Annotated in this window: 21 protein-coding genes; 16 read left to right on the forward strand and 5 right to left on the reverse strand. The window is 66.9% G+C overall.

Annotated features, from left to right (window positions below):
* Positions 1-7: 7 nt before the first annotated feature.
* From BJ970_RS27345 to fahA, 4 genes are all read left to right on the forward strand, one after another.
* A complete protein-coding gene (locus BJ970_RS27345; RefSeq protein WP_184729612.1) occupies positions 8-532 on the forward strand; it encodes a MarR family winged helix-turn-helix transcriptional regulator in 525 nt (174 codons plus the stop codon).
* A gap of 97 nt (positions 533-629) precedes the next feature.
* The gene (locus tag BJ970_RS27350) at positions 630-1,829 is read left to right on the forward strand and encodes a homogentisate 1,2-dioxygenase (protein ID WP_184729614.1); all 1,200 of its coding nucleotides are present in this window, start codon (positions 630-632) and stop codon (positions 1,827-1,829) included.
* Positions 1,826-2,677, forward strand: coding sequence for a hypothetical protein (locus tag BJ970_RS27355; protein ID WP_312864489.1), 852 nt, complete (start codon positions 1,826-1,828; stop codon positions 2,675-2,677). Before BJ970_RS27350 ends, BJ970_RS27355 begins: the two co-directional genes overlap by 4 nt.
* Positions 2,678-2,775: 98 nt before the next feature.
* Complete coding sequence (gene fahA / locus BJ970_RS27360) at positions 2,776-3,951, forward strand: fumarylacetoacetase (protein ID WP_184729616.1); 1,176 nt, start codon at positions 2,776-2,778, stop codon at positions 3,949-3,951.
* Positions 3,952-3,960: 9 nt separating this feature from the next.
* On the opposite strand, the gene BJ970_RS27365 is transcribed toward fahA, so the two are convergent.
* The gene (locus BJ970_RS27365) at positions 3,961-5,394 is read right to left on the reverse strand and encodes an NF041680 family putative transposase (protein ID WP_312864619.1); all 1,434 of its coding nucleotides are present in this window, start codon (positions 5,392-5,394) and stop codon (positions 3,961-3,963) included.
* 311 nt (positions 5,395-5,705) lie between these two features.
* Here BJ970_RS27365 and BJ970_RS27370 point away from each other — a divergent pair, with 311 nt between their 5' ends.
* Entirely contained in the window at positions 5,706-6,455 is a 750-nt protein-coding gene (locus BJ970_RS27370) for a DUF899 domain-containing protein (protein WP_184732292.1), read from the forward strand.
* A 69-nt stretch (positions 6,456-6,524) separates the two neighbouring features.
* Here BJ970_RS27370 and BJ970_RS27375 read toward each other — a convergent pair whose 3' ends face one another.
* A complete protein-coding gene (locus BJ970_RS27375) occupies positions 6,525-8,363 on the reverse strand; it encodes a glycoside hydrolase family 3 protein (RefSeq protein ID WP_184729620.1) in 1,839 nt (612 codons plus the stop codon).
* Positions 8,364-8,668: 305 nt separating this feature from the next.
* Between BJ970_RS27375 and BJ970_RS27380 the strand changes: the two genes are divergently transcribed.
* From BJ970_RS27380 to BJ970_RS27410, 7 genes are all read left to right on the forward strand, one after another.
* Positions 8,669-9,787 carry a sugar ABC transporter substrate-binding protein gene (locus tag BJ970_RS27380; RefSeq protein ID WP_184729622.1) on the forward strand — a complete coding sequence of 373 codons (1,119 nt, stop codon included), beginning with the start codon at positions 8,669-8,671 and terminating at the stop codon, positions 9,785-9,787.
* A gap of 27 nt (positions 9,788-9,814) precedes the next feature.
* Positions 9,815-10,582 (forward strand): ATP-binding cassette domain-containing protein, encoded by a 768-nt coding sequence (locus BJ970_RS27385; RefSeq protein ID WP_184729624.1) that lies wholly within the window; start codon positions 9,815-9,817, stop codon positions 10,580-10,582.
* A 16-nt stretch (positions 10,583-10,598) separates the two neighbouring features.
* Positions 10,599-12,023 carry a sugar ABC transporter permease gene (locus BJ970_RS27390; protein WP_184729626.1) on the forward strand — a complete coding sequence of 475 codons (1,425 nt, stop codon included), beginning with the start codon at positions 10,599-10,601 and terminating at the stop codon, positions 12,021-12,023.
* Between the two features lie 54 nt (positions 12,024-12,077).
* Positions 12,078-13,292 carry an ROK family transcriptional regulator gene (locus BJ970_RS27395; protein ID WP_246471862.1) on the forward strand — a complete coding sequence of 405 codons (1,215 nt, stop codon included), beginning with the start codon at positions 12,078-12,080 and terminating at the stop codon, positions 13,290-13,292.
* 243 nt (positions 13,293-13,535) lie between these two features.
* Positions 13,536-15,209, forward strand: a complete 1,674-nt coding sequence (locus BJ970_RS27400; protein ID WP_184729091.1) for a sodium:solute symporter family protein — start codon at positions 13,536-13,538, stop codon at positions 15,207-15,209.
* Between the two features lie 12 nt (positions 15,210-15,221).
* Positions 15,222-15,473, forward strand: a complete 252-nt coding sequence (locus BJ970_RS27405; RefSeq protein ID WP_184729628.1) for a hypothetical protein — start codon at positions 15,222-15,224, stop codon at positions 15,471-15,473.
* Between the two features lie 178 nt (positions 15,474-15,651).
* The gene (locus BJ970_RS27410; RefSeq protein WP_221468281.1) at positions 15,652-17,088 is read left to right on the forward strand and encodes a glycoside hydrolase family 30 protein; all 1,437 of its coding nucleotides are present in this window, start codon (positions 15,652-15,654) and stop codon (positions 17,086-17,088) included.
* Between the two features lie 124 nt (positions 17,089-17,212).
* Here BJ970_RS27410 and BJ970_RS27415 read toward each other — a convergent pair whose 3' ends face one another.
* Positions 17,213-17,647, reverse strand: coding sequence for an ArsI/CadI family heavy metal resistance metalloenzyme (locus BJ970_RS27415; RefSeq protein WP_184729630.1), 435 nt, complete (start codon positions 17,645-17,647; stop codon positions 17,213-17,215).
* A gap of 80 nt (positions 17,648-17,727) precedes the next feature.
* Between BJ970_RS27415 and BJ970_RS27420 the strand changes: the two genes are divergently transcribed.
* From BJ970_RS27420 to BJ970_RS27430, 3 genes are all read left to right on the forward strand, one after another.
* The gene (locus BJ970_RS27420; protein ID WP_184729632.1) at positions 17,728-18,090 is read left to right on the forward strand and encodes an ArsR/SmtB family transcription factor; all 363 of its coding nucleotides are present in this window, start codon (positions 17,728-17,730) and stop codon (positions 18,088-18,090) included.
* The gene (gene arsB / locus BJ970_RS27425; RefSeq protein WP_312864490.1) at positions 18,087-19,184 is read left to right on the forward strand and encodes an ACR3 family arsenite efflux transporter; all 1,098 of its coding nucleotides are present in this window, start codon (positions 18,087-18,089) and stop codon (positions 19,182-19,184) included. The genes BJ970_RS27420 and arsB overlap by 4 nt, the downstream gene beginning before the upstream one ends.
* Positions 19,185-19,254: 70 nt before the next feature.
* The gene (locus BJ970_RS27430) at positions 19,255-19,659 is read left to right on the forward strand and encodes an arsenate reductase ArsC (RefSeq protein ID WP_312864491.1); all 405 of its coding nucleotides are present in this window, start codon (positions 19,255-19,257) and stop codon (positions 19,657-19,659) included.
* A 718-nt stretch (positions 19,660-20,377) separates the two neighbouring features.
* Here the strand turns inward: BJ970_RS27430 and BJ970_RS27435 are convergent.
* Complete coding sequence (locus BJ970_RS27435; protein ID WP_184729636.1) at positions 20,378-20,809, reverse strand: hypothetical protein; 432 nt, start codon at positions 20,807-20,809, stop codon at positions 20,378-20,380.
* A complete protein-coding gene (locus BJ970_RS27440; protein ID WP_184729638.1) occupies positions 20,809-21,246 on the reverse strand; it encodes a hypothetical protein in 438 nt (145 codons plus the stop codon). Before BJ970_RS27440 ends, BJ970_RS27435 begins: the two co-directional genes overlap by 1 nt.
* Positions 21,247-21,515: 269 nt before the next feature.
* On the opposite strand from BJ970_RS27440, the gene BJ970_RS27445 reads away from it, so the two are divergent.
* Positions 21,516-22,688 (forward strand): helix-turn-helix domain-containing protein, encoded by a 1,173-nt coding sequence (locus tag BJ970_RS27445; RefSeq protein WP_184732300.1) that lies wholly within the window; start codon positions 21,516-21,518, stop codon positions 22,686-22,688.
* The last annotated feature ends 92 nt before the right edge of the window (positions 22,689-22,780 follow it).

Raw genomic sequence — 22,780 nt, forward strand, 5'->3', positions numbered from 1 at the left:
AGTGGCGATGGCCTCGGACGAGCTGGACTTCTGGTCCTTCGTCGAGCTGGCGAACCACCGGCTGGCGACGGAGCACGGATTCCGGCACCAGCTGGCCACCGAGGTGCTGCTGACGCTGAACCGGGCGTCCAACATCGTCACCTACGACCTGGAGGCGTCGGTGCACCGGCCGCGCGGCCGGTCCTGGTCGGGCTTCCGGCTGCTGTTCGTCACCTGGCTGGCGGGACCGCTGGAGGCCAAGAAGGCGGCCGAGCTGACCGGGATGAGCCGGGCCGCGGTGTCGAACCTGACCAAGACGCTGGTCGCCGACGGCTTGCTGGACCGGGCGCCGGGCGAGCACGACGGGCGTTCGGTGCTGCTGTCGCTGACCGAACGCGGACACCGGGAAATGGTCGAAGTGTTCCGGTCGCAGAATGAGCGGGAATACGAGTGGACGAGCGTGCTGACCGAGACCGAGCAGCGCATTTTGATCATGTTTCTGGACAAGCTGATCACCAACCGCGACCAGTTCGATATCCGCGGCCGCAACTGATCCGTGGATGTTGCGCCACCGATGGATAGTAAATACATTAACTAAATGCGCCCGGGGCCGCAGGCGGCCCGTGGACCGTTGCGAGGAGGCGAGGTCAATGGCGTACTACCGGCAGGTCGGCGAGGTGCCGCCGAAGCGCCACACCCAGCACCGCGGGCCGGAGGGGGGCCTGTACTACGAGGAGCTGATGGGGGAGGAGGGATTCACCAGCGACTCGTCGCTGCTCTACCACCGGAACCTCCCATCGGCGCTGGTCGACTCGTCCGTCTGGGAGCTGCCCGACCTGGGCACCGAGCCGAACCACCCGCTGCGACCGCGACACCTGAAGCTGCACGAGCTCTTCGGCGGCACCGAGTGGAAACGCTACGACGTGGTCACCGGCCGTCGGCTGGTCCTGGGCAACGCCGACGTGCGGATCTCCTACGTGGTCGCGGGCGAAACCTCCCCGCTGTACCGCAACGGAATCGGCGACGAGTGCGTGTACATCGAATCCGGTTCGGGCGTCGTGGAGACCGTGTTCGGTGCGTTGCCCTTCCGGCAGGGTGACTACGTGATGCTGCCCCGGGCGACCACGCACCGCTGGCTGCCCCAGGGTGACGAGCCGGTGCGGGCGTACTGCATCGAGGCGAACTCGCACATCACGCCGCCGCGCCGATACCTGTCGAAATTCGGGCAGCTGCTGGAGCATTCGCCGTACTGCGAGCGCGACCTGCACGGCCCGTCCGAACCGGTCCTGGCCGAGGGCTCCGACGTCGAGGTGCTGGTCAAGCACCGCGGCAGCGCCGGCATCGTGGGCACCAGGTTCGTGTACCCGGAGCACCCGTTCGACGTCGTCGGCTGGGACGGGTGCCTGTACCCGTACACCTTCAACATCGCCGACTTCGAGCCGATCACCGGTCGCGTGCACCAGCCGCCGCCGGTGCACCAGGTCTTCGAGGGCAACAACTTCGTGGTGTGCAACTTCGTGCCGCGCAAGGTCGATTACCACCCGTTGTCGATCCCGGTGCCGTACTATCACTCCAATGTGGACTCCGACGAGGTGATGTTCTACTGCGGCGGGGACTATGAGGCACGCAAGGGATCCGGGATCGGGCAGGGCTCGATCTCGCTGCACCCGGGCGGGCATTCGCACGGGCCGCAGCCGGGGGCCTACGAGCGCAGCATCGGGGTCGAGTTCTTCGACGAGCTGGCGGTCATGGTCGACACCTTCCGCCCGCTGGAGCTCGGCGAGGGCGGCCGGGCTGCCGAGGATCCTGGCTACGCCTGGACCTGGGCTGGACGGGGGCCGAAGCAGTGACCGTGCCCGCCTTCGCGAAGTCGTTGTGCGACGACGCCGCGGTGTTCCCACCGGGCCTGGCGCCCCTACCGGAGGCAGTCGCGGCGCACCAACGGCACGCGGCCTCGCCGTATGCCGAGCTGGTCGGCCCGCTGGTGCTCGCGGCACCAGTGTTGACCGAGCTTGCCGCGCTGCTCGGACCAGGTGACCGGTTCGACCTCTCCGTCACCGCGCCGAACGGACCGGAACAGCTCCCGGCCGTGGTCGCGGCGGCCGAGTCCCTGCCGGTCCGGTTGCGCGCGTTGGAGGTCGCGGTTCCCGCCGGTCAGGCACCGGCCGATTTTTTCGCCGAGCTCGACCGGGCGGGCGCGATGGCCGCTGACGTGGCCGTGTTTGTCGAGGTGCCGCGCGACGGGCGTCGCGCGGAAGTCATCGCCACCTGCGCATCCACCGGGTACCAGGCAAAGTTCCGCACCGGCGGGGTGCGGGCCGAGCTGTACCCGGGTGAGGCCGAACTGGCCAATGCGATCCGGGCGGTCGTCGACGCGCAGGTGCCGTTCAAAGCCACTGCGGGACTGCACCACGCGATCCGCAATACCGACCCCACTACCGGTTTCGAGCAGCACGGTTACCTGAACCTGCTGTTGGCAACCGATGCGGCGCTGGACTTCGCGGACGAATCCGAGATCGCCGCACTGCTCGCCGAACGTGATGCGCACAAGATCGCCGAGCGCGTCGCGAATCTCGACGGCTCGCGGGTTGCGGCGGCCCGCGAGCGGTTCTTGTCCTTCGGCACCTGCAGCATCATCGAGCCGCTGACCGAGCTGGTGGATCTGGGCCTGGTGCCGGCCGCCGTACTCAGCGCCTGATCTCGCGGTCGTTTGCGCGGCGGTGCAAGTCGTGTGCGCGGGCCGCGTGGCGGTGCGGCTTGAAAGACGCAGTCCTGGACGGAGAAGGAGTTCGCTTCGTGACCGTGATCGACATCCCCGAAGACTCGCTCTTCGGGCTCGCCAACTTGCCCTACGGCGTGTTCTCCACCCCCGGCAAGAAGCCACGAGTCGGTGTCCGCGTCGGCGAGTCCGTTGTGGACCTCGCGGTAGCGCTGGGCGACGACGTGTTCACGCAGCCGCGGCTGAACGAATTCATGGCGCAGGGTCATGCCCGGTGGGTTCGGGTGCGGCAGCAGATCACCGAGCTCGTCTCGGGCGACGTGCCCGACGATGCGGTGCACCCGGTCGCCGAGGTGACCATGCACCTGCCGATCGAGGTCGCCGACTACGTCGACTTCTACGCCTCCGAGCATCACGCGTCGAACCTCGGCCGGCTGTTCCGGCCGAATGCCCAACCGCTGATGCCGAACTGGAAGCACCTGCCGGTGGGCTACCACGGGCGTAGTGGCACGGTCGTGGTGTCGGGCACCGACATCGTCCGGCCCAACGGCCAGCGCAAGGCGCCCGACGAAGACGCACCGACGTTCGGCCCGTGCCGCCGCCTGGACATCGAGGCCGAGCTCGGTTTCATCGTCGGCACCGGCTCCGAATTGGGCGCGGCGGTTCACACGGCGGACTTCGCCACCCAGGTTTTCGGCGCGGTGCTGGTCAACGACTGGTCGGCCCGCGACATCCAGGCATGGGAGTACGTGCCGTTGGGCCCGTTTCTCGGCAAGAGCTTTGCCACCTCGATCTCGGCGTGGGTGGTGCCGCTGCCGGCGCTGGAGGCCGCCCGCGTGCCGACGCCGGTCCAGGACCCGAAACCGCTGCCATACCTGCAGGAGGGCGAACCGTGGGGCCTGGACATCGACCTGGCGGTGTCCTGGAACGGCCACGAGGTGTCCCGCCCGCCGTACCGGGAGATGTACTGGTCCCCGGCCCAGATGCTGGCGCACCTGACGGTCAACGGCGCCACCAGCCGCACCGGCGACCTTTACGCCTCCGGCACGATCTCGGGACCGGAGAAGGACCAGCGCGGCGCGTTCATCGAACTCACCTGGGGCGGCAAGGAACCGGTCCGCATCGGCGAGGAAGAACGCACCTTCCTCCAGGACGGTGACGAGGTCACCATCACGGCCACCGCGCCCGGCACCGACGGCACGCGAATCGGCTTCGGCGAGGTCTCCGGACGAATCCTGCCCGCCACGACCTGAGCTTGTTGTTTAACCTGTGCGGTTTTGGTGTTGTTGGAGGGTGAGGTTGCGTTTGATGGTCTTGCCGACATCGTGACGGGTGGCGCGGTGGGTGTTGGGGGAGCCGGGTGGGCGTCCGGGACCGGGTCGGGAGGGTTTCGGTGCGGCTGCCGGGTGACCGGCCTTCGCGCGGATGTTGCGAAACCCTCGCCGGACGCGGGCGGGAGTCAGCCGGCGGGGCTCGGTGACCGGTTTTTCCCAGGGGCGTCGAAGGTCTTCGGTGATGGGGCGGGCGAGGCGTAGTTGCGTGTGGGCGACCAGGATCAGCCAGGTCCAGCGATCGGCCGAGTCGGGTGCCCGCAGTTTCGGGCGGGTCCATCCGAGGGTTTGCTTGAGAAGTCGGAAGGTGTGTTCGAGGTCGAATCGGCGTAGGAACGCCTGCCAGAGCAGATCAACCAACTCGGCGCTGGCGCCGGTGACCGAGGACCACAGCCACACCGGTGTGGGGTCCCGATCGCCGGGCAGGTGTTCGACCTGCAAACGGATCACGGTGCCCTCGACGAGGGGCAGCTCGCCCTCATGGTCCAGCCAGGGGCCGCGGTGGGTCAGGCGCGGGTGCAGCCGGTCCCAGGCCCGCGCCTGGGCGTGTCCGTAGCGGGTGGTGTCGGTGTCGGTGGTGTGGTCGGGGGCATGCCAGCTGTTCTGGTCGGCCAGGGTGAACACGCCGCCGTGCTTGTGCGGACGCCCGATGGTCCCCGGCGGCCGGGGCGGTGCGGGCCGCAGCATGACGCGGTCGGAACGGATTCTGCCCACCAGCTCGACGGGCAGATCGGCCAGAACGAAGGCCAGCCGGGTCACGTCGTAGCCGGCGTCGGCCACGATCAGGATGTGTGGATCGCCAGGCTGCCAGTGTCCGGCGTCGATGATCCGGCCCACGACCTCACGCAGTTGAGCGGCGGTGACCGCGGTGGCATCGTCGGCGGGCCCCAGCCGCACCGCGTCGAGGATCGCCGTCCAGGAGGTACGCCCGGTCTCCAGCGCGGCGACAAAGGAGTAGGGCCAGCCCGGGATGAACTGCGAGCCGCTACGGGAGCGGCCATGGACATGGCAGAACAACCGCTCAGGGCTGCACGCGGCGTCCGGACGCAGCCAGGGTGAGATGTCCACGGCCAGGGCGATCCGCCCGTCCGCGGCGCGCGGTAAGGGGAGCTCGGCCAGGGCGGTGCGTAACCGGTCGATCTCGATGCGGCCGTGGTTGATCGCGTCGTAGCCGGCGCCATGCCCGCGCCGATGCTCTGCGGTAAGGGACAGTTCGGCCAGGCTGGTCACCGGCCCCGCAGTGCACAGCACCGCGTCGGTCAGCTCGAACAACGCATCCCCCCGCCTGGTCAGACACTCGTCGTAGAACCGCCGGCGGAACCCGGACAGCTCCCCGAACGCATCGGCCTGGCCGGTGTCGTGCACACTGATCATCGAAGCCCTTGGTTGTGATCTTCCTTCTGTCGCAAGAGGAATGATCAACCAAGGGCTTCTTCCATGATCAACCGGGGGCACACCCCAGCGCTACCTGGTTAAACAACAAGCTGAGAGCGAGTCGGTGACTTTGTCAGCCCGACGTGGTCCGTGCAGGCTCGGCCGCGATGAGTTTTGGCCGGGTCGCGGGTCTGTTCTGGCGTTGTAGGGCGTCGTACGACGCTGCCCGGCACGAGACACCCCGGAGGACACCATGACGACCACACCGGACGACCCGACCACCACGCTGCCCGACCACCACGCTGCCCGGCCGCCCGCCCGTCGTTGACCTGGCCACCTGGCAGGCCGCCCGTGACGAGCTTCTGGTCCGCGAGAAGGCCCACACCCGCGAGGGCGACGCCCTCGCCGCGGCCCGCCGCCGGCTGCCGATGGTGGAGCTCGACGGGACGGTCGAGGTCGTCGGACCCGACGGCCCGGTCCCGTTCCTGGACCTGTTCCAGGGCCGCGACGAGCTCGTGGTCTACAAGCACATGTGGTACGACGGCGCGCCGCACCAGGGGCAGTGCGAGGGCTGCACCACCACGGCCTGGCACCTGAAGGACGCCGTCTACCTCAACGCCCGCGGCGTCTCGTTCGCCATCCTGACCACGGGCCGCTGGGACGAGGTGGCCTCCTACGTCGAGTTCATGGGCTACACCCAGCCCTGGTACTCGGTGCGCGACGTGGACGCGCCGGTCGGCGGCAGCATGGGTTACATCACCAGCTTCCTGCGCGACGGCGACCGCGTGTTCCTCACCTACTCCACGACGGGCCGTGGCAACGAGCCGGTCAACGGATCCTTGGGCCTGCTCGACAGGACGCCTTACGGCCGCGGCGAGGCGTGGGAGGACAAGCCCGAGGGCTGGCCCGAGGGGCGCCCTTCGTGCTGGTCCTGGCGCTCGGACGCGGACGGGAACGCCACCTGGGGCCCGACCAGCCGCCCCGTGCCGCAGTGGACCCGCCCCGGCGCGACCCCCGTGGAGACCCTCGGCCGGCACGGCCCCCACCACTGACGCGCCTTCGTCGACGGCGTCGGCAAAAAGGAGTTGGGTGCCGGGCGTGTGACGGGGCGCTTGACGTGGTCAATACGACAGGCCGTAGCCGAACGGGAAGAGCGGCCGTTGACCGTCGCCGTCGTTGATGGGCTGTTGGTCGGTGCCGGCCATCCAGGTCATCGGCAGGGTGCCGGTCGGACCGTGGTCGCCGAAGAGGACGTCGGCGACCCCCGCGCCCTCGGTGCCCGGCAGCCAGGCGGCCACGAGCGCGCTCCACGCCGGCAGTTCGGCCGCGATGTCGAGCGGGCGGCCGGCGACGGTCAACACGATGACCGGAACGCCCGACTTCTCAAGCCGTGCCAGCATCGCCTTGTCCTCGTCGTCCAGGCCGAGTCCTCCGGGGCGATCGCCGGCGCCTTCGGCGTAGGGTGTCTCGCCGACCACCGCGATCGCGGCGCGATAGCTGTTGTCGATGCCGTAACCGTTGCGCTCGTAGGTCACCTCGGTACCCGGTGACACCGCCTGCTGGATTCCTTGCCGGATGGTGGTTCCCGGCGTGATCGGTCCGCTGCTGCCCTGCCAGCTGATCGTCCAGCCGCCGCTCTGGTTGCCGATATCGTCGGCGTTCTTGCCCGCGACGAAGATCTTGCCGCCGTCCTTGGCCAACGGGAGCACGTTTCCGTCGTTCTTCAGCAGCACCAGCGACTCGCGGACCGCCTCGCGGGCGGTCTCGCGGTGCTCCGGGCTCCCGATGGTCCCGGTGAAACTGCGGTCGGCGAAGGGCCGCTCGAACAAGCCCAGCTCGAACTTCTTGGTCAGGATGCGCCGGTTGGCGTCGTCGATGCGCGCCATCGGCACCCGGCCGGCCTCGACCTCGGCGCGCAGCAGGTCCATGAACTTCTGGTAGTCGTAGGGCACCATGATCATGTCGAGACCGGCGTTGATCGAGGTGCGCACCTCCTCGGCGGTGAAGCCCTCCTGACCGTCGAGCTGGTCGATCGCCTGCCAGTCCGACACGACGAATCCGGTGAAACCGAGCTCGCCCTTGAGCAGCCCGTTGATCAGGTAGTCATTGGCGTGCATCTTGACGCCGTTCCAACTGCTGAAGGAGATCATCACGGAACCAACGCCGCGCTCGATCGCGGCTTGGAAGGGCGGCAGGTGCACGGCCCGGAGCTCTTGCTCGCTCACTTCGGTGTTGCCCTGGTCGTCGCCGCCGGTCGTGCCGCCATCGCCGACATAATGCTTCGCGGTGGCCAGCACGGATGCCGGACCGTCCAGGCTGGTGCCTTGCAGGCCGCTCACGACGGAGGCCATCGCCGCGGGCCGCTCCGGGGTTTCGCCGAAGGACTCGTAGGTGCGCCCCCAGCGGTCGTCGCGGGCCACGCACAGGCACGGCGCGAAGTCCCAGTCGATGCCGGTACCGGCGATTTCTTCGGCGGTGGCCCGGCCGATGCGTTCGACCAGTTCGGGATCGCCGGTGGCGCCGAGCCCGATGTTGTGCGGGAAGATCGTCGCGCCGTGCACGTTGTTGTGCCCGTGCACCGCGTCGACGCCATAGATGATCGGAATGCCCAGCGGCGTGGCGATGGCGGCACGCTGGTAGGTGTCGTACATGTCGGCCCAGGCTTGCGCCGTGTTCGGCGACGGTGCTGAGCCGCCACCGCTGAGGATCGACCCGATGCCGGCGGCCGCCGCCGCGTTCGAGTCGGCGGCCGAACGTTCGGCCTGCGTCATTTGGCCTATCTTGTCCCGTAACGACATTCGCCTCATCAGATCGTCCACCCGGTAGGCGACCGGTAACGACGAGTCGCGGTAGGCGGCCGGCGCCGCGGACACGGTGGGCGGGACCGCGGCGGTGCAGGCCACGGCGGCGAGCACCAGGGCGAGTCGGGAGTAGGCCGCGCGCGGGAACCAACGGGTCATGCCGTTCTCCTCTGCATCCGGATTCGGACCACGGGGTGGAACTGCGTGCGAAGCGGCAGCCCGGGCGAGGGCGCGGGTGTGCGCTGCCGTGGGGAGAGCAGCGACCGGCGGTGCGAGTAGGCCGGTCGCGAAAATGTTGGCGACGGCAACATACCATCGGATCTTGTTGCCGGAAGGCGCCCATTCGGCCGAGTTTCGGCGCTGTATCGATCAGGTCAATTCTTCGACCGGCGGTGTGGTGTCGTATGTTGTCAGCCGCAACGTTTGGGGTGCTCGGTTCGGTTCAGGAGTGGGAAGGCTTCTCAATGGGGAGAACGCCTGCGGCGTTGATCGCGATGGCCTGCGGCATCGGGCTGTTGCTGATGACCGCGTGCGGCAACAACGGCCTGCGGCGACCGGCCCCCGGCGAGATCGCGCCGCCGACGGGCGGTCCACGGGTCGGCGTGATCCTGCCGGACACCGCGACTTCCGCGCGCTGGGCCCACTTCGACCAACCGATGCTGCAAGCGGCGCTGCGGCAGGAAGGGCTGACGCCGATCGTGCAGAACGCCCAGGGCGATGCGCAGAAGTTCGCCCAGATAGCCGACGGCCTGCTCAGCCAACGGGTGCAGGTGCTGATCATCGCGGCCCCCAGCGGCGATGCCGGAGCCACGGTGGAACAGAAGGCCGAGCAGCAGGGCGTGCCGGTGATCGACTACGACCGGCTCAACGTCGGCGGCAGCGCCGACTACTACGTCAGCTTCGACCACGAGCGGGTCGGTGAGCTCCAGGCCCAGGCGCTCGCGGCGGCGCTACGCGACAAGCCCGGCGCGCAGGTGATTGAGATCGGCGGGGCGTCGACCGACCACAACGCCATGCTGGTGCACGGCGGTCAGGCCGAGACGCTCGGCCCGCATTACGCCGCGGGCGATTTGCGGCTGGTGAGCAGCCGGTTCGTCGACGGCTGGGACAACCAGGCCGGTGGCCAGGTCTTCGAGCAACTGCTGACCGCCAACGGCGGCCGGGTGGACGGAGTCCTGGCCGCCAACGATGGCCTGGCCGCGTCGGTGATCACGGTGCTGCAGAAGTACGGCTTGGCGGGCGCGGTTCCGGTCACCGGCCAGGACATGACCGTCGACGGCCTGCGGGCGATCTTGCAGGGCTACCAGTCGTCTACGGTGTTCAAGCCGATCCAGCAGGAAGCCGGCGTGGCCGCGAAGCTGGCCGCCGCGCTCGTCCGCGGCGACATCGCTGCCGCCGACGGCCTCGCCGACCAGCGCACGCCCGACCCGGCTGCCGGGCGCGAGGTCAAGTCGATCCTGCTGGCGCCGCGGCTGATCACGCGAGACAACATCAAGTCGGTGCTCGGCCCCGGTCATGTCCGGGTCGAGGAGATCTGCGGCGGCGAGCTGGCGGGCGCGTGCCGGCGGCTCGGCATCGCCTGAATGCGGCCGAACCGAGGGAGGTCCACGGTGCACGAACCGATCCTGGCGCTGCGCCGAGTCAGCAAGAGCTTCGGCCCGGTCCGCGCCCTGCGGGAGGTGGACTTCACGGTGCGAGCCGGTGAGGTCACCGCGCTCATCGGCGACAACGGCGCCGGGAAGTCGACATTGGTCAAGTGCATCGCGGGCATGCACCGCATCGACAGCGGCGAGATGGTGTTCGAGGGGAGTCCGGTGCACATCCAGCGGCCCCGCGACGCCGCGGCGCTGGGCATCGAGATCGTCTATCAGGACCTCGCGCTGTGCGACAACCTCGACGTCGTGCAGAACATGTTCCTCGGTCGCGAGCAGGGCCCGGCCATGTTGCTCAACGAGGCCGAAATGGAATTGGCGGCCCGGCGCACATTGCGCTCGTTGTCGGTGCGTACGGTCGGTTCGGTGCGCGCGAAGGTCGGCTCGCTCTCCGCTGGGCAGCGGCAGACGGTGGCCATCGCCAAGGCAGTGCTGTGGAACAGCAAGGTGGTCATCCTCGACGAACCCACCGCCGCGCTGGGCGTCGCGCAGACCCGGCAGGTCCTCGACCTGGTCCGGCGGCTAGCCGAGCAGGGCCTTGGCGTGGTGCTGATCAGCCACAACATGACCGACGTGTTCGAGGTTGCCGACCGCATCGCCACCCTGTACCTGGGGCGGCTGGCCGCCGAACTGCCCACCCGCGAACTGACCCACGCCCAGGTCGTCGAGCTGATGACCGCCGGGCGTTCCGGCGATCTCGGCCTGGCCCGGCCCGCCGCAGTCTGAGAGCCGAGGAACAAGCATGACGAACACCCCGACCGGCGCGGCCGAACCCGCGCTGCGTGACTTCGGCATCGACACCACCTCTCAGGCCACCGGTGAGGCCCTGCGCGACTACCTCGGCAAGATCCGCCGCGGCGACCTCGGCGCGTTGCCCGCGCTGGTGACGCTGGCCGCGTTGCTGGTGCTGTTCACCGCGCTGTCGGACGACTTCCTCACCCTCAACAACCTGGCCAACCTGCTGCACCAGGGTGCCGGGCAGACGATCATCGCGATGGGCATCGTCTACGTGCTCCTGATCGGCGAGATAGACCTGTCCGCCGGAACCGCCTCCGGCGTATCGGCATCCGTGCTCGCGCTGCATTTCCAGAACGACGGGAACCTGCTCGGCGCGATGGGCGGATCGGTGTATTTCGCCTTCGTGCTGGGACTTGCGGTCGCGGCGCTGCTGGCGATGCTGCTGCGGATCTGGCTCGGCGCCGCGCTTTCCGCACTGGCGATGGTGCTGGTGTTGGCCGGCGTGGGCGCGAATCCGTGGTTGGAGATGCTGCTGGCCGTGTGCGTCGGCGCGGCGATCGGGTGCGTCACCGGCTTCGCGGTCTCGAAGGTCCGGATCCCGTCGTTCATCGTCACGCTGGGGCTGTTCATCACCTGGTCCGGCGTGGTGCTTCAGCTGGTCGGGCCGGGCGGCACCATCTCGATCCGGCAGAGCCCGGAGCTGTTCGCCGTCGCCAACGGAAGCCTCAGCGTGACCGGGAGCTGGCTGCTGTTCTTGATCGCCGGAGCCGGATATGCCGCCGTGGTGGGCTACCGGCACCTGACCAGGCTGCGGTACGGGCTGGTCGCGCAGCCCACGGTGCTGGTCGCGACGAAGGTGGTCGCGGTGCTGGGGTGCGGTGGCCTCGCGACGTACCTGCTGACCCTGAACCGCTCGCCGCACCCGGAGCTGGCGTCGATCCGCGGCGTGCCCCTCGTGGTGCCGATCATCCTGGCGCTGCTGATAATCGGCACTTTTGTGCTGGACCGAACCCGCTACGGCCGACATGTTCACGCGGTCGGCAACAACCGCGACGCCGCGCACCGGGCCGGGGTGAACGTGGCCAAGATCCGGATGAGCGCGTTCATCATCAGTTCCTCGGTCGCCGCACTCGGCGCCATCGTCTACAGCTCCAAGGTCGGCTTGGTCGACGGCAGCGCGGGCAACGGCAACCTGGTGCTGTTCGCGGTCGGTGCCGCGGTCATCGGCGGCACATCGCTGTTCGGCGGGAAGGGCCGCTTGCATGATGCGATCCTCGGCGGCGCCGTGCTCGCCACGGTCCAAAATGGGCTGAACCTGCTCGGATTTCAGGCGGCTCCGGTGAACATCATCACCGGGCTGGTCCTGGTTGCCGCCGCGGGGGCGGACACGTTGTCCAGGCGGCGTTCGACGGCGCAGCATGGAGGCTGAGCCGAGGAGCGCGTTACGCAGCGCAAGTCGCCACTGTGCTACAGCTTTTCCCGAATGGGAAGCCGGGAGCAAGCGGAGGATGCGGCCGAGTTGACCACGACACCAACCGCCGGAGCGCGGCCGGATGAGGTGCGCCAGCACAACCGGGCGGTATTGCTGCGTCGGCTGCACATCGGCGGGCCGTGTACCCGGGCGGCGCTGGCCACCGAGATGGGACTCAACCGCAGCACCATCAAGGCCCTGGTCGACGAACTGGTCAGGGATGGTCTCGTCGTGGAACGGGTGCCCGCCCGGCGCAGCGGTGCCGGCCGCCCGTCGCTGCTGGTACTGCCGCAGCCGCATGCGGCGGTCACGCTGGCGGTGGACATCCGGGTCGAGCAGGTCGCGATGGCGTTGATCGGGCTTGGCGGCGAGATCCTCAATCGGTGCAGCTGGAGCCTGCGCCCGGCCACCCGGAACCCGCGCGAGGTCTTCACCAAGATCGTCGACAACAGCACGGTGCTGATCGAGGAGGCCGGCGTCGACGTCGTCGCGGTCGGGGCGTCGGCGCCCGGCGTGGTGCGCCGCGCGGACGGGATGGTGCGCGAGGCCCCGAACCTGCACTGGACCGAAGTGCCGCTCGGGAACTGGCTTTCCGGCGCGCTGGGGGGCCGGCGGGTGGAGGTCGGCAACGACGCGGAGCTTGGCGTGCTCGCCGAGCACCTGCGCGGCGCTGCGCGGGGCGCGACCGACGCGGTCTTCGTCGGGGCCGACGTCGGCGTGGGCGGCGGGGTGATCTCCGGCGGCGTGCCGTTGCGGGGCAGCGGCGGGTACGTCGGGGAGCTCGGCCACATGGTGGTGCGCCCCAACGGGTACGAGTGTTATTGCGGCAGCCGGGGATGCTGGGAAACCGAGGTAGGGGAGCGGGCGCTGAGCCGGGTGCTGGACCTGCCGGAGGACTCGCCGCGCGGCGTCATCGTCGCAGAACTACACGCGTTGGCACAGCAACCGGACGAAGTGTTGCAGCGGCTCGGGGAGTTCGGCGAGTGGCTGGCCATCGGACTGTGCAATGTGGTCAACCTGTTGTGCCCGCAGCTGGTGGTGCTGGGTGATCTGTTCACCGCGCTGCCGAGCACGTTGATCGACCACGTCGGCAAGCTGGTCGCCGAGCGCAGCCTGGTCAGCCGCGCGATGGGCGGCACCAAGCTGGTCACGTCCTCACTCGGCGGCGACGGCAAACTGCTCGGCGCCGCCGAACTCGCCTTCGAGCAGTTCCTGGCCAGCGGCTGAGCCGATCGGCCGAAACCGCCGTAGCGATGGGAAAACGGGCGCATTGCGATGCGATCACGCCGGAGGCTCTTGATCAATCCAGAAACCTTCTGTGTCGCCCCATCGGGTGATATGTTGCAGCGGACAACATATTGACCCGGCGTCGACGACGACCCGGCCGCTCCTGCGTCTTCCGGCGCGCTGCGCCGACGTCCTGTGAAAAGAGGGACTACTGTGTTCACTGGAATAGGGGCGGACACTCAGGTGTTGGCCCAGGGTCGGCTTCTCGATGCCAACGCTGTCGATTTTGCGTTGTTGGCGTTGTATTTCGTTTTCGTGCTGGGTATCGGGTATCTGGCGCGGCGTGCGGTGTCCACCAGTCTCGACTTTTTCCTGTCGGGGCGGGCGTTGCCGGCGTGGGTGACGGGGTTGGCGTTCATCTCGGCGAACCTGGGTGCGATCGAGATCATCGGTATGTCGGCCAACGGCGCCCAGTACGGGATGCCGACGATGCACTACTTCTGGATCGGTGCGGTGCCGGCCATGCTGTTTCTGGGCGTGGTGATGATGCCGTTCTACTACGGTTCGAAGGTGCGCAGCGTTCCGGAGTTCATGTTGCGTCGTTTCGGCAAGGCGGCGCATCTGGTCAACGGGATCAGTTTCGCGGTGGCGCAGATCCTGATCGCGGGGGTGAACCTGTATTTGCTGGCCAGCATCGTCAACGCGTTGCTGGGGTGGCCGTTGTGGTTGTCGGTGTTGCTGGCGGCGGCGATCGTGTTGTCCTACACGGCGCTGGGCGGGTTGTCGGCGGCGATTTACAACGAGGTGTTGCAGTTCTTCGTGATCGTGGCGGCGTTGTTGCCGTTGACGATCGTGGGGCTGGTCAAGGTCGGCGGGGTGCAGGGCCTGGTGGCCAAGGTCAGTGCGGGTCCGGGTGGTGCCGAGCAGCTTTCGGCGTGGCCGGGCACTCAGTTGACCGGGTTCAGCAACAGTGTGCTGAGCGTGGTGGGGCTGGTGTTCGGGCTGGGGTTCGTGCTTTCGTTCGGGTACTGGACGACGAATTTCGTCGAGGTGCAGCGGGCGATGGCTTCCAAGAGCATGTCGGCGGCGCAGCGCACGCCGATCATCGGGGCGTTTCCGAAGATGTTCATCCCGTTCATCGTGGTGATCCCGGGGATGATCGCGGCGGTGCTGATCCCGGAGTTGGCGGCGTTCAAGCAGACGGGGTCGGGCAGTGTGGATTACAACGACGCGATCTTGTTGCTGATGCGGGATCTGTTGCCCAACGGGATTCTGGGCATCGCGTTGGCGGGGTTGCTGGCCTCGTTCATGGCGGGGATGGCGGCGAACCTCTCGTCGTTCAACACGGTGTTCACCTATGACATCTGGCAGTCCTATGTGGTGCGTGACCGGGCGGATCACTATTACTTGAACATGGGTCGCTGGGTGACGGTGGGGTCGACGCTGGCGGCGGTGGGCACGGCGTTCATCGCGGCGGGGTATTCGAACCTGATGGATTACCTGCAGCAGTTGTTCTCGTTTTTCAACGCGCCGTTGTTCGCGACGTTCATCCTGGGGATGTTCTGGAAGCGGATGACGGCGCATGCGGGCTGGTCGGGGCTGGTGCTGGGCACGGTCTCGGCGGTGGTGGTGTTCGCGATGTCGGAGACCGGGGTGCTGGACCTGCCGGGGCAGGGGGCCAGTTTCGTGGGCGCGGGTGTGGCGTTCGTGGTCGATATCGTGGTCAGTGTGCTGGTGTCGCTGGCGACGCGGCCCAAGGCCGAGACCGAGTTGGTGGGGCTGGTCTACGCGCTGACGCCGCGGGCGAGCCTGCGGGCGGCTACCACCGGGGAGGACGCCGGCTGGTACCGGCGTCCGGGCCTGCTGGCCGGGATCGCCCTGGTCCTCATCATCGCCCTCAACATCATCTTCGGCTGACAAGGAACCGACATGGCGAAAAATCCGGGCACCGCGGGTGCCTTCGACATCCGAACGATCATCGGGCTGCTGTTCGGCATCTACGCGGTGGTGCTCATCGCCGTCGGCGCGACGGCAGGTGCCGAGGACGTCGTCAAGACAGATGGCATCAACATCAACCTCTGGGTCGGCATCGGTATGCTCGTCTTCGCCGCCGCGCTCGTCGGCTGGGCCCGGCTGCGTCCCATCGCCGTCCCCGACGGGGACGAGGCGCACGAGTCCTGACCGGCGTCCGATGCGGACCCGAACACGGCGACCGGTACCCGCCGGGAGAGTTCACCGGACCCCGAACGGTCGAACTCTCCCGGCGCCGTGTCGAGGAGAATGCCGGGGATCGGGGGGCGAGCAGTGATTTCTGCCACCTCCCGCCCCGAAAGAGGGCGATGAGCAAAGGAACCCGTTGATGAGCCGAGTACCCCGGGCGAGGCGGCGAATGGCGCTGGTCGTCAGCTTTGTGCTGGCCGCGGCCACCGCGTGCGGTCTGCTCGCGGAGCAGGGGCTCGCCGCGCCGGCGGTCCAAGTCTGGGTGACCACTGGCGATCAGAGCAAGCTCTTGCAGCAGCAGCCGAGCGTGCATTTCGGCCCGGATCATGGTTCGGAGACCACTGTGGACGTCGACGAGGACGCCACCTACCAGACGATGGACGGCTTCGGTGCCGCGTTCACCGATTCCTCGGCATGGCTGGTAGCCAACAAGCTCGACCCGGCCCGGCGCGACGAGCTGATGGCGAAGCTGTTCGCCCCGGACACCGGCATCGGGCTGAGCATGCTGCGCGAGCCGATCGGGGCCAGCGACTTCACGGTCAACGGCGACTACACCTACGACGACACCTGCTGCGACCTCAACGATTTTTCCATCGCCCACGACCGGAAGTACCTCCTCCCGGTCCTGAAGCAGGCCAAGGCGCTCAACCCGGGACTGAAGATCATCGGCACCCCGTGGAGCCCGCCGGCCTGGATGAAGACCGGCGGATCGCTACACGGCGGTCGGCTGGACCCCGGAAGCCCCGGCCTGTTCGCCGACTACCTCGTCAGGTACGTGCAGGCATACGCCGCCGAGGGGCTGCCGATCGCCGCGATCACGCTGCAGAACGAGCCGCACCACGAGGCGGCGTACCCCTCGATGCGGATGGACCCGGGGGAGCAGGCCGCGCTGATCAAGAACGAGGTTCGGCCGAAGTTCAAGGCCAACGGCATCGACACCCGGATCCTCGCCTGGGACCACAACTGGAACGAGCCGAACTATCCGGTCGACGTGCTCGACGACCCGGCCGCGAAGAGGTTCGTGGCGGGCTCGGCGTTCCACTGCTACGACGGCGACGTCGGCGCGCAGAACCAGGTGCACCAGGCGCATCCGGACAAGGGAATCTGGTTGACCGAATGCTCGGGCGGTCAGTGGGCCCCCGACTTCGCGCACAACCTGAAGTGGCAGACCCAGAACCTGATCATCGGCGCGACCCGGAACTGGGCGAAGGGCGTGACGTTCTGGAACATGGCGCTGGACCAGAACCACGGCCCGACCAACGGCGGCTGCTCGAAGTGCCGTGGCGTCGTGACGGTAGACACCGGTAGCGGCAAGGTCGACTACAACGTCGAGTACTACGTGCTCGGCCACGCAAGCAAGTTCGTCCGCCAGGGTGCCCAGCGCATCGATTCCAGCAGTTATCCCAATGACATCGAGTCGGTCGCCTTCAAGAACCCGGACGGTTCGATCGCGCTGCTGGCCCTGAACGCCGGAACCCAGGAAAAGTCGTTCAAGGTCCGGCACAACGGCCAGTCGTTCGACTACACCTTGCCCCCGGGCGCGGTGGCCACCTTCACCTGGAACGGTGCGCACTGACCCCGGCCGCGGGTGGTCGTTCCAGTTCAGCCAGGAGCCTTTGTTGCTTTAATGTGGTTTAGCAGCTTCGCTGGTTGAGCGTGTAAGCGGTGGAGGTTTTCCTTCCAACCCTGGCGGCTTGGTGTCAGGTGCAGCAGATGGCTTGCTTCTCGTCGGGCCCGGTCCGGAGGTCGGGGGCTTGACCTGCGGTCGCGGAGTCGGCCTTGACCACGTAGACCTCCCAGGGCGCGCGTCCGGGGCCGTGGACCCAGACCTTGTCCTGGCGGGCGTAGCAACAGGTGGTGTCGTTTTCCACCTGGGTGAGCAGGCCCAACTCTGACAGGCGCCGGGTGGCGGCGTTGACGCTTTCGGTGTCGCCGACCTCGACGCCGAGGTGGTCCATCTCCGTGTCCTGACCGGGTTTGCCTTCCAGCACGACCAGCTTGAACGGCGGTTCAGTGATGGCGAAGTTGGCGTAACCGGATCGCCGCTTGGCCGGTTCGGTTCCGAAGAGCTTGGTGTAGAAGGAGATCGATCCTTCCAGGTCACCGACCCGCAAGGCGAGTTGTATGCGCGACATGACCATTCCTATATAGATAGTTATCGAAACATCGGCAAGGAAAGCTTGCTCCCTGTTTCGACATGTGTCAAGTTAGAGACATGTCGAAACAAGGGCGGGATGCCGAGCCGTGCTGCTCGCCGGTGATGCGGGAGCCGCTGACGGCCGAGCGGTCGGCAGAGCTGGCGCGGGTGTTCAAGGCAATCGGGGAGCCGGTGCGGCTGCGCCTGCTGTCCTTGATCGCCTCGCATGCGGGCGGTGAAGCGTGCGTGTGCGATTTGACGGGGGCGTTTGATCTATCCGGTCCGACGATTTCCCATCACCTGAAGATCTTGCGAGAAGCAGGGGTGATCGAGGGCGAGCGGCGCGGTACGTGGATCTACTACCGGGTGCGTCCCGAGACGCTGCGTGCGGTGTCCGGCGTGCTGGTGCCTGCCGACGACGCTGAGGCGGCGACCGCGTGAACCGGGGCGCTCAGGCGATCGTGGTGACTCGGTTGTCTACGTTGGATCGCTTGCTGCCGGTGTGGATCGGTGCCGCGATGGTGGCCGGTCTGCTGGCAGGGCGGTGGATTCCCGGGCTCGGGGCTGTGTTGGACGCGGTCGCTGTCGATGGGATTTCGCTACCGATCGCGCTGGGCCTGCTGGTGATGATGTACCCAGTTCTGGCCAAAGTGCGCTACGACCGGCTGGATACCGTGACCGGGGACAAGAGTCTGATGATCTCGTCGCTGGTGCTGAACTGGCTTCTGGGGCCGGCGTTGATGTTCTCCCTTGCCTGGCTGCTGTTGCCGGACCTGTCCGAGTACCGCACCGGACTGATCATCGTAGGTTTGGCGCGCTGCATCGCTATGGTGATCACCTGGAACGACCTGGCCGGTGGTGACCGTGAGGCCGCAGCGGTGTTGGTGGCGCTGAACTCGGTGTTTCAGGTGGTCGCGTTTGCTGGTCTGGGCTGGTTCTACCTGTCGCTTCTGCCGGGCTGGCTCGGGCTACCGCAGGTCGGGTTGGACGTATCGGCGTGGGAGATCGCCAAATCCGTGTTGATCTTCCTTAGTGTGCCGCTGGTGGCGGGTTATGCGACCCGTAAGCTGGGTGAGCGAGCTAAGGGACGGGACTGGTACGAAGGCCGATTCCTGCCGACGATCGGGCCTCTGGCGCTCTATGGTCTGTTGTTCGCCATCGTGATCCTGTTCGCGTTGCAGGGTGATCAGATCACTAGCCACCCCGTCGATGTCGCCCGTATCGCCCTGCCCCTGGTGGCCTACTTCGTGATCATGTGGGCGGGATCTTTCGCGCTGGGCAAGGCGCTCGGGCTGAGCTACCAGCGGACGACGACACTGTCCTTCACTGCGGCGGGCAACAACTTCGAACTCGCCATCGCGGTGGCCATCGCCACTTTCGGCGTCACCAGTGGTCAAGCGCTGGCCGGGGTCGTGGGGCCGCTTATCGAGGTGCCGGTTCTCGTTGCCCTGGTGTATGTCTCCTTGGCCGCCCGAGGCTGGTTCCGCCCGGCGCCCAAGGGGCAAGAGGCCGAACATGCTCACAGCACCACCTAGCCGGGTCGGCCTAGCAGTCGTTCTCCTCCCTGATCAGCCAACCAGCATCCCGACGAACCAAGGAACGACCGTGTCCATACCCCCTGAAGTCCTCTTCGTCTGCGTGCACAATGCCGGCCGTTCTCAGATGGCCGCCGCCCTGCTGTACCACCACGCCCAGGGCAAGATTCGCGTTCGCTCTGCCGGGTCCGCGCCCGCCGACACCATCAACCTTGCGGTGGTGACCGCTCTGGCCGAACGCGGTCTCGATGTCTCCCAGGAAATTCCGAAGAAGTTGACCAACGACGCCGTCGAAGCCGCGGACGTGGTCATCACGATGGGGTGCGGTGACGCTTGCCCCGTCTTCCCCGGCAAGCGTTACCTCGACTGGGAACTTGACGATCCCGCAGGAAAGACCGTGGAGGAAGTGAGAGAGATCTGCGACGAGATCGATCAGAGAGTGCAAGCTCTTCTCGCCGAGATTCAAACCTCGTAATAGAGCCCCGAGCGTCCGCCCGATGGTAGTGCCGGGTGGGCGGGCGCGGTCGCAGCCTAGCCGCAGGTGCAAGCCCGCGCGGGGAGGTCTGCTCGTGATCGGGATTTTGCTCCGATATGTGCTTATTCATGTAATGGGGCGGCCGGTTGGCCTCCTTTGTGAGTGCCAACCGGCCGTGTTGGACCGACGCCAGGTTGGGTTCAGGACCAGACATCGGGTCGGGTCTTAGATCCGCGCTGTTCGGTCCTTAGCGCTACTGCCGGGTGTCCTGTGGTGTCGCTTGAGCCGTGCTCGTCGCCGTCGTTGGTAGTCGCTGTCTGCGTTCCGGCACGGGGTGCATCGGCATCCCCGGGAGTAAGACCCCCTGGTGCCATGCTCGCGTATGGGGCGGGACGCCCATGTCTTTCGGTAGTCTTTCTTGGCTTGGCGGCACGCTTCGCAGCGGCAGCCGAACTCGTCATATGCGTAAAGGGTGCCGTGTCTGCCTACCGGGACTTCGCGCCGGGCGTTCCGGAGCCGCCTGTTCCTGCGGTACCGGGTGTGCTCGGCTTTGCATAGCGAACACCTGCACTTGTGGCCCTGGTATCTGCGGAGGGTGCCGTGGGCTGGCTTCTTGGCCGGTGGTTTCATGGGGTTTCGGTGTCTGCTGTCCGTGTTTATGGGCTCGATGCGTTCGTTGCGATCGCGCGCGCCAGGCCCCGGTGAAGCTTCTTGAGATTCACGCTGTCGGCGAGGTTCCTGGAGCGGGAAATGCCGCTGTAGTGAGCGTGGCGGCGCGTGTCGATGTGAGGGTGGTGTCGTCGGCGTCGGTGTCGGCCATTCGGGTGGCGGAGGCTTGAATGTTGGTAGCGTCGGCTGCCATGTCCTCATCGGTGCACCATCCGTCATCGACCAATCGGAGGCCGAGCAGCGCATACGGACTGCTGGACTGCTGCCCCGCGCCTCCATACTTGAGTCCTGCGTGAAAACACGCATTGGCCAGAATGTTTCTGCCCGCGCGTTCGGTGCGGTGTTCGGCGACCATCGCGTCGGCCAGGGTGACGGCGCGGTCCAGATCGCCTGTCAGCGCGGCATGACGCATCGTCTCGATGAGCTGTTCGTCCAGCGTGATCGTGTCCGCTTGTGCCAACACCCTGCGGCGACGGGTCATCACAGGCCCCCACACGCGTACGGCGACAGCGGACGGATCATTACCGGCCGGGGCAGATCGTTCGGGATAGCACATTCCGGGTACTTCGGCCGCTCGCTCATCCCGGGAGCCCCCGGATTTCCCGGAGCTGGAAGAGCAAGAATCGCCCGGAGCGTCCACAGCGGCGAGTGGTGGTACTGGTAGCTGACCGCCTGCGGGTTGAAGACACCCGAGTCACCGGTTATCGGAACACGGTAGGCCGTTGCGTGATTTTCGTTCCGCAGGATCAGGACATCAGCACAAGTCTCCCACTTGAACATGGCCGCGAGGAGCGCCGGGGCATCCTGCGGACCCCATCGGATCAACGTCCACTGACGACGACGGAGCTCGGTGAGAAGTCCATCCAAGCCGAGTGAAAATCCTTCGCCCGATACCAGTTTTACAGTCAAGGTCGCCATCTTGTCTTTACCGTCTCATCCTTTCGCATTCTCTGTTTTCATGACAACGCGGGCGGGCACCCGTAGCGGGGACCATGGATGCCCTTGCGACTCGGTGCGATGAGAACGCGGTAGCCGTCAGTCGCGTCCCTGGAATGACCGTACAGGGTTGAGCGATCCTCGTAGTGTCAAGCAGGTGACAGTCCATACGGATGATGTAGCGACCCGTTCGGCTTACTCGGGTAGCTTTAAGTCGTACCCGACTTTTTCGGAGGTTCTCCGTGACAACCATGGGAATTGGCACTCGGGTCGCGGCGTGTCGGAAGTTGGCGGGGCTGACTCAGGCGCAGCTTGCCGATCGGTCGCACTACTCGCTCTCGACCATCCGGGCCGTGGAACAGGGACGTGAGCCGGCGTCGCCGGCGTTTACCGCGGCTATGGCGCGAGCGCTGAAGGTCGAGCCCGAGGAACTGACCGGGACTCCCTACCGCGACACGATCGAGCAAGACGGTCTGCTGGAGGGCATGTCAGAACTCCGAGCGATTCTCGCCGAGGGCCAGTACGTGAAGGCTGTCCAGCCGGAAGCCATCGAAGCGATGTCGGCGGAGCTGAATGACATCCATTTCGCCTACCGCAATGACAAGGGCAGGCAGGCGCTAATGCGACTGCCAATACTTCTTCGGCAACTGCACGGTGCCGCGCGAGCGGCAGCGACGGATGCTGAGCGCGGTCGAGTGTATTCACTGCTCGCATCCGGGTACGGGACAGCCGACCGGCTCAGTAGACATTTCGGCTATATGTCCCTGTGTACGCCCGCGGTCGATCGGCTGGAATGGGTGGCTCAACAGGCCGATGACCCGCTTTATACCGCGCAGGCCAAGGTGAAGCGCGCTCGGATCCTAATGTACCTCGATTCCAACGATGTCGGCCTTTCGCTTGTGGAGCAAGGACTTAACGAGATTTCGGGCGACGGGGAATCCGCGATCGCGGTACGCGGATACGCCCACCTATGCGGAGCGATCGCAGCCGCGCGCGCCCGAAAAGCCGACATCGCACGTGAGCACATCGCGGAAGCGAGAGACCTTGCCGAGCACGTGACCGGCGAGAGTAATGCCTACGGGACGTTGTTCGGCAAGGCCAACGTGGGCATCCATGCCTGCGCCGTCGAGTTGGAGGCGGGTGATCCCGGCAAGGCCGCTCGGGAAGGCTCGGAACTTCGTCTTCCTGCTGGGATTGCTCCGCCGAGGGCGGGGCATCACTGGCAGGACACCGCGCGCGCATGGTTGCTCGCAGGCAACGCAGGCAAGGCTCTGGAGGCTCTTAACCGTGCTCGGAAGGTGGCGCCGCAGCAGACGCGCCTGCATCCGTCGGTGCGGGAAACGCTGACGAGCATTGCGGGATTGGAGCGTCGGCGTTCCGAGAGCTTGACGGCGTTCAGCGGGTGGTTGGGCCTTCGGCTGTAGGGGCTCCTGTAGGTGACAGTCCATGCAGATGGCGTAGCCACCCATTCGGCTTACACGGGTACCTTTAAGCGGTACCCGATTTCTCGGAGGTT

This window comes from Saccharopolyspora phatthalungensis (assembly GCF_014203395.1).
GTDB lineage: Bacteria > Actinomycetota > Actinomycetes > Mycobacteriales > Pseudonocardiaceae > Saccharopolyspora > Saccharopolyspora phatthalungensis.

Coding starts and splice junctions, on each gene's coding strand:
- BJ970_RS27395 (WP_246471862.1), top strand. CDS start 12,078: ATGGGAAGCCGGGAGCAAGCGGAGGATGCGGCCGAGTTGACCACGACA.
- BJ970_RS27390 (WP_184729626.1), top strand. CDS start 10,599: ATGACGAACACCCCGACCGGCGCGGCCGAACCCGCGCTGCGTGACTTC.
- BJ970_RS27380 (WP_184729622.1), top strand. CDS start 8,669: ATGGGGAGAACGCCTGCGGCGTTGATCGCGATGGCCTGCGGCATCGGG.
- BJ970_RS27445 (WP_184732300.1), top strand. CDS start 21,516: ATGGGAATTGGCACTCGGGTCGCGGCGTGTCGGAAGTTGGCGGGGCTG.
- BJ970_RS27435 (WP_184729636.1), bottom strand. CDS start 20,809: ATGACCCGTCGCCGCAGGGTGTTGGCACAAGCGGACACGATCACGCTG.
- BJ970_RS27420 (WP_184729632.1), top strand. CDS start 17,728: ATGTCGAAACAAGGGCGGGATGCCGAGCCGTGCTGCTCGCCGGTGATG.
- BJ970_RS27410 (WP_221468281.1), top strand. CDS start 15,652: ATGAGCCGAGTACCCCGGGCGAGGCGGCGAATGGCGCTGGTCGTCAGC.
- BJ970_RS27405 (WP_184729628.1), top strand. CDS start 15,222: ATGGCGAAAAATCCGGGCACCGCGGGTGCCTTCGACATCCGAACGATC.
- BJ970_RS27345 (WP_184729612.1), top strand. CDS start 8: ATGGCCTCGGACGAGCTGGACTTCTGGTCCTTCGTCGAGCTGGCGAAC.
- BJ970_RS27350 (WP_184729614.1), top strand. CDS start 630: ATGGCGTACTACCGGCAGGTCGGCGAGGTGCCGCCGAAGCGCCACACC.
- BJ970_RS27440 (WP_184729638.1), bottom strand. CDS start 21,246: ATGGCGACCTTGACTGTAAAACTGGTATCGGGCGAAGGATTTTCACTC.
- BJ970_RS27415 (WP_184729630.1), bottom strand. CDS start 17,647: ATGTCGCGCATACAACTCGCCTTGCGGGTCGGTGACCTGGAAGGATCG.
- BJ970_RS27375 (WP_184729620.1), bottom strand. CDS start 8,363: ATGACCCGTTGGTTCCCGCGCGCGGCCTACTCCCGACTCGCCCTGGTG.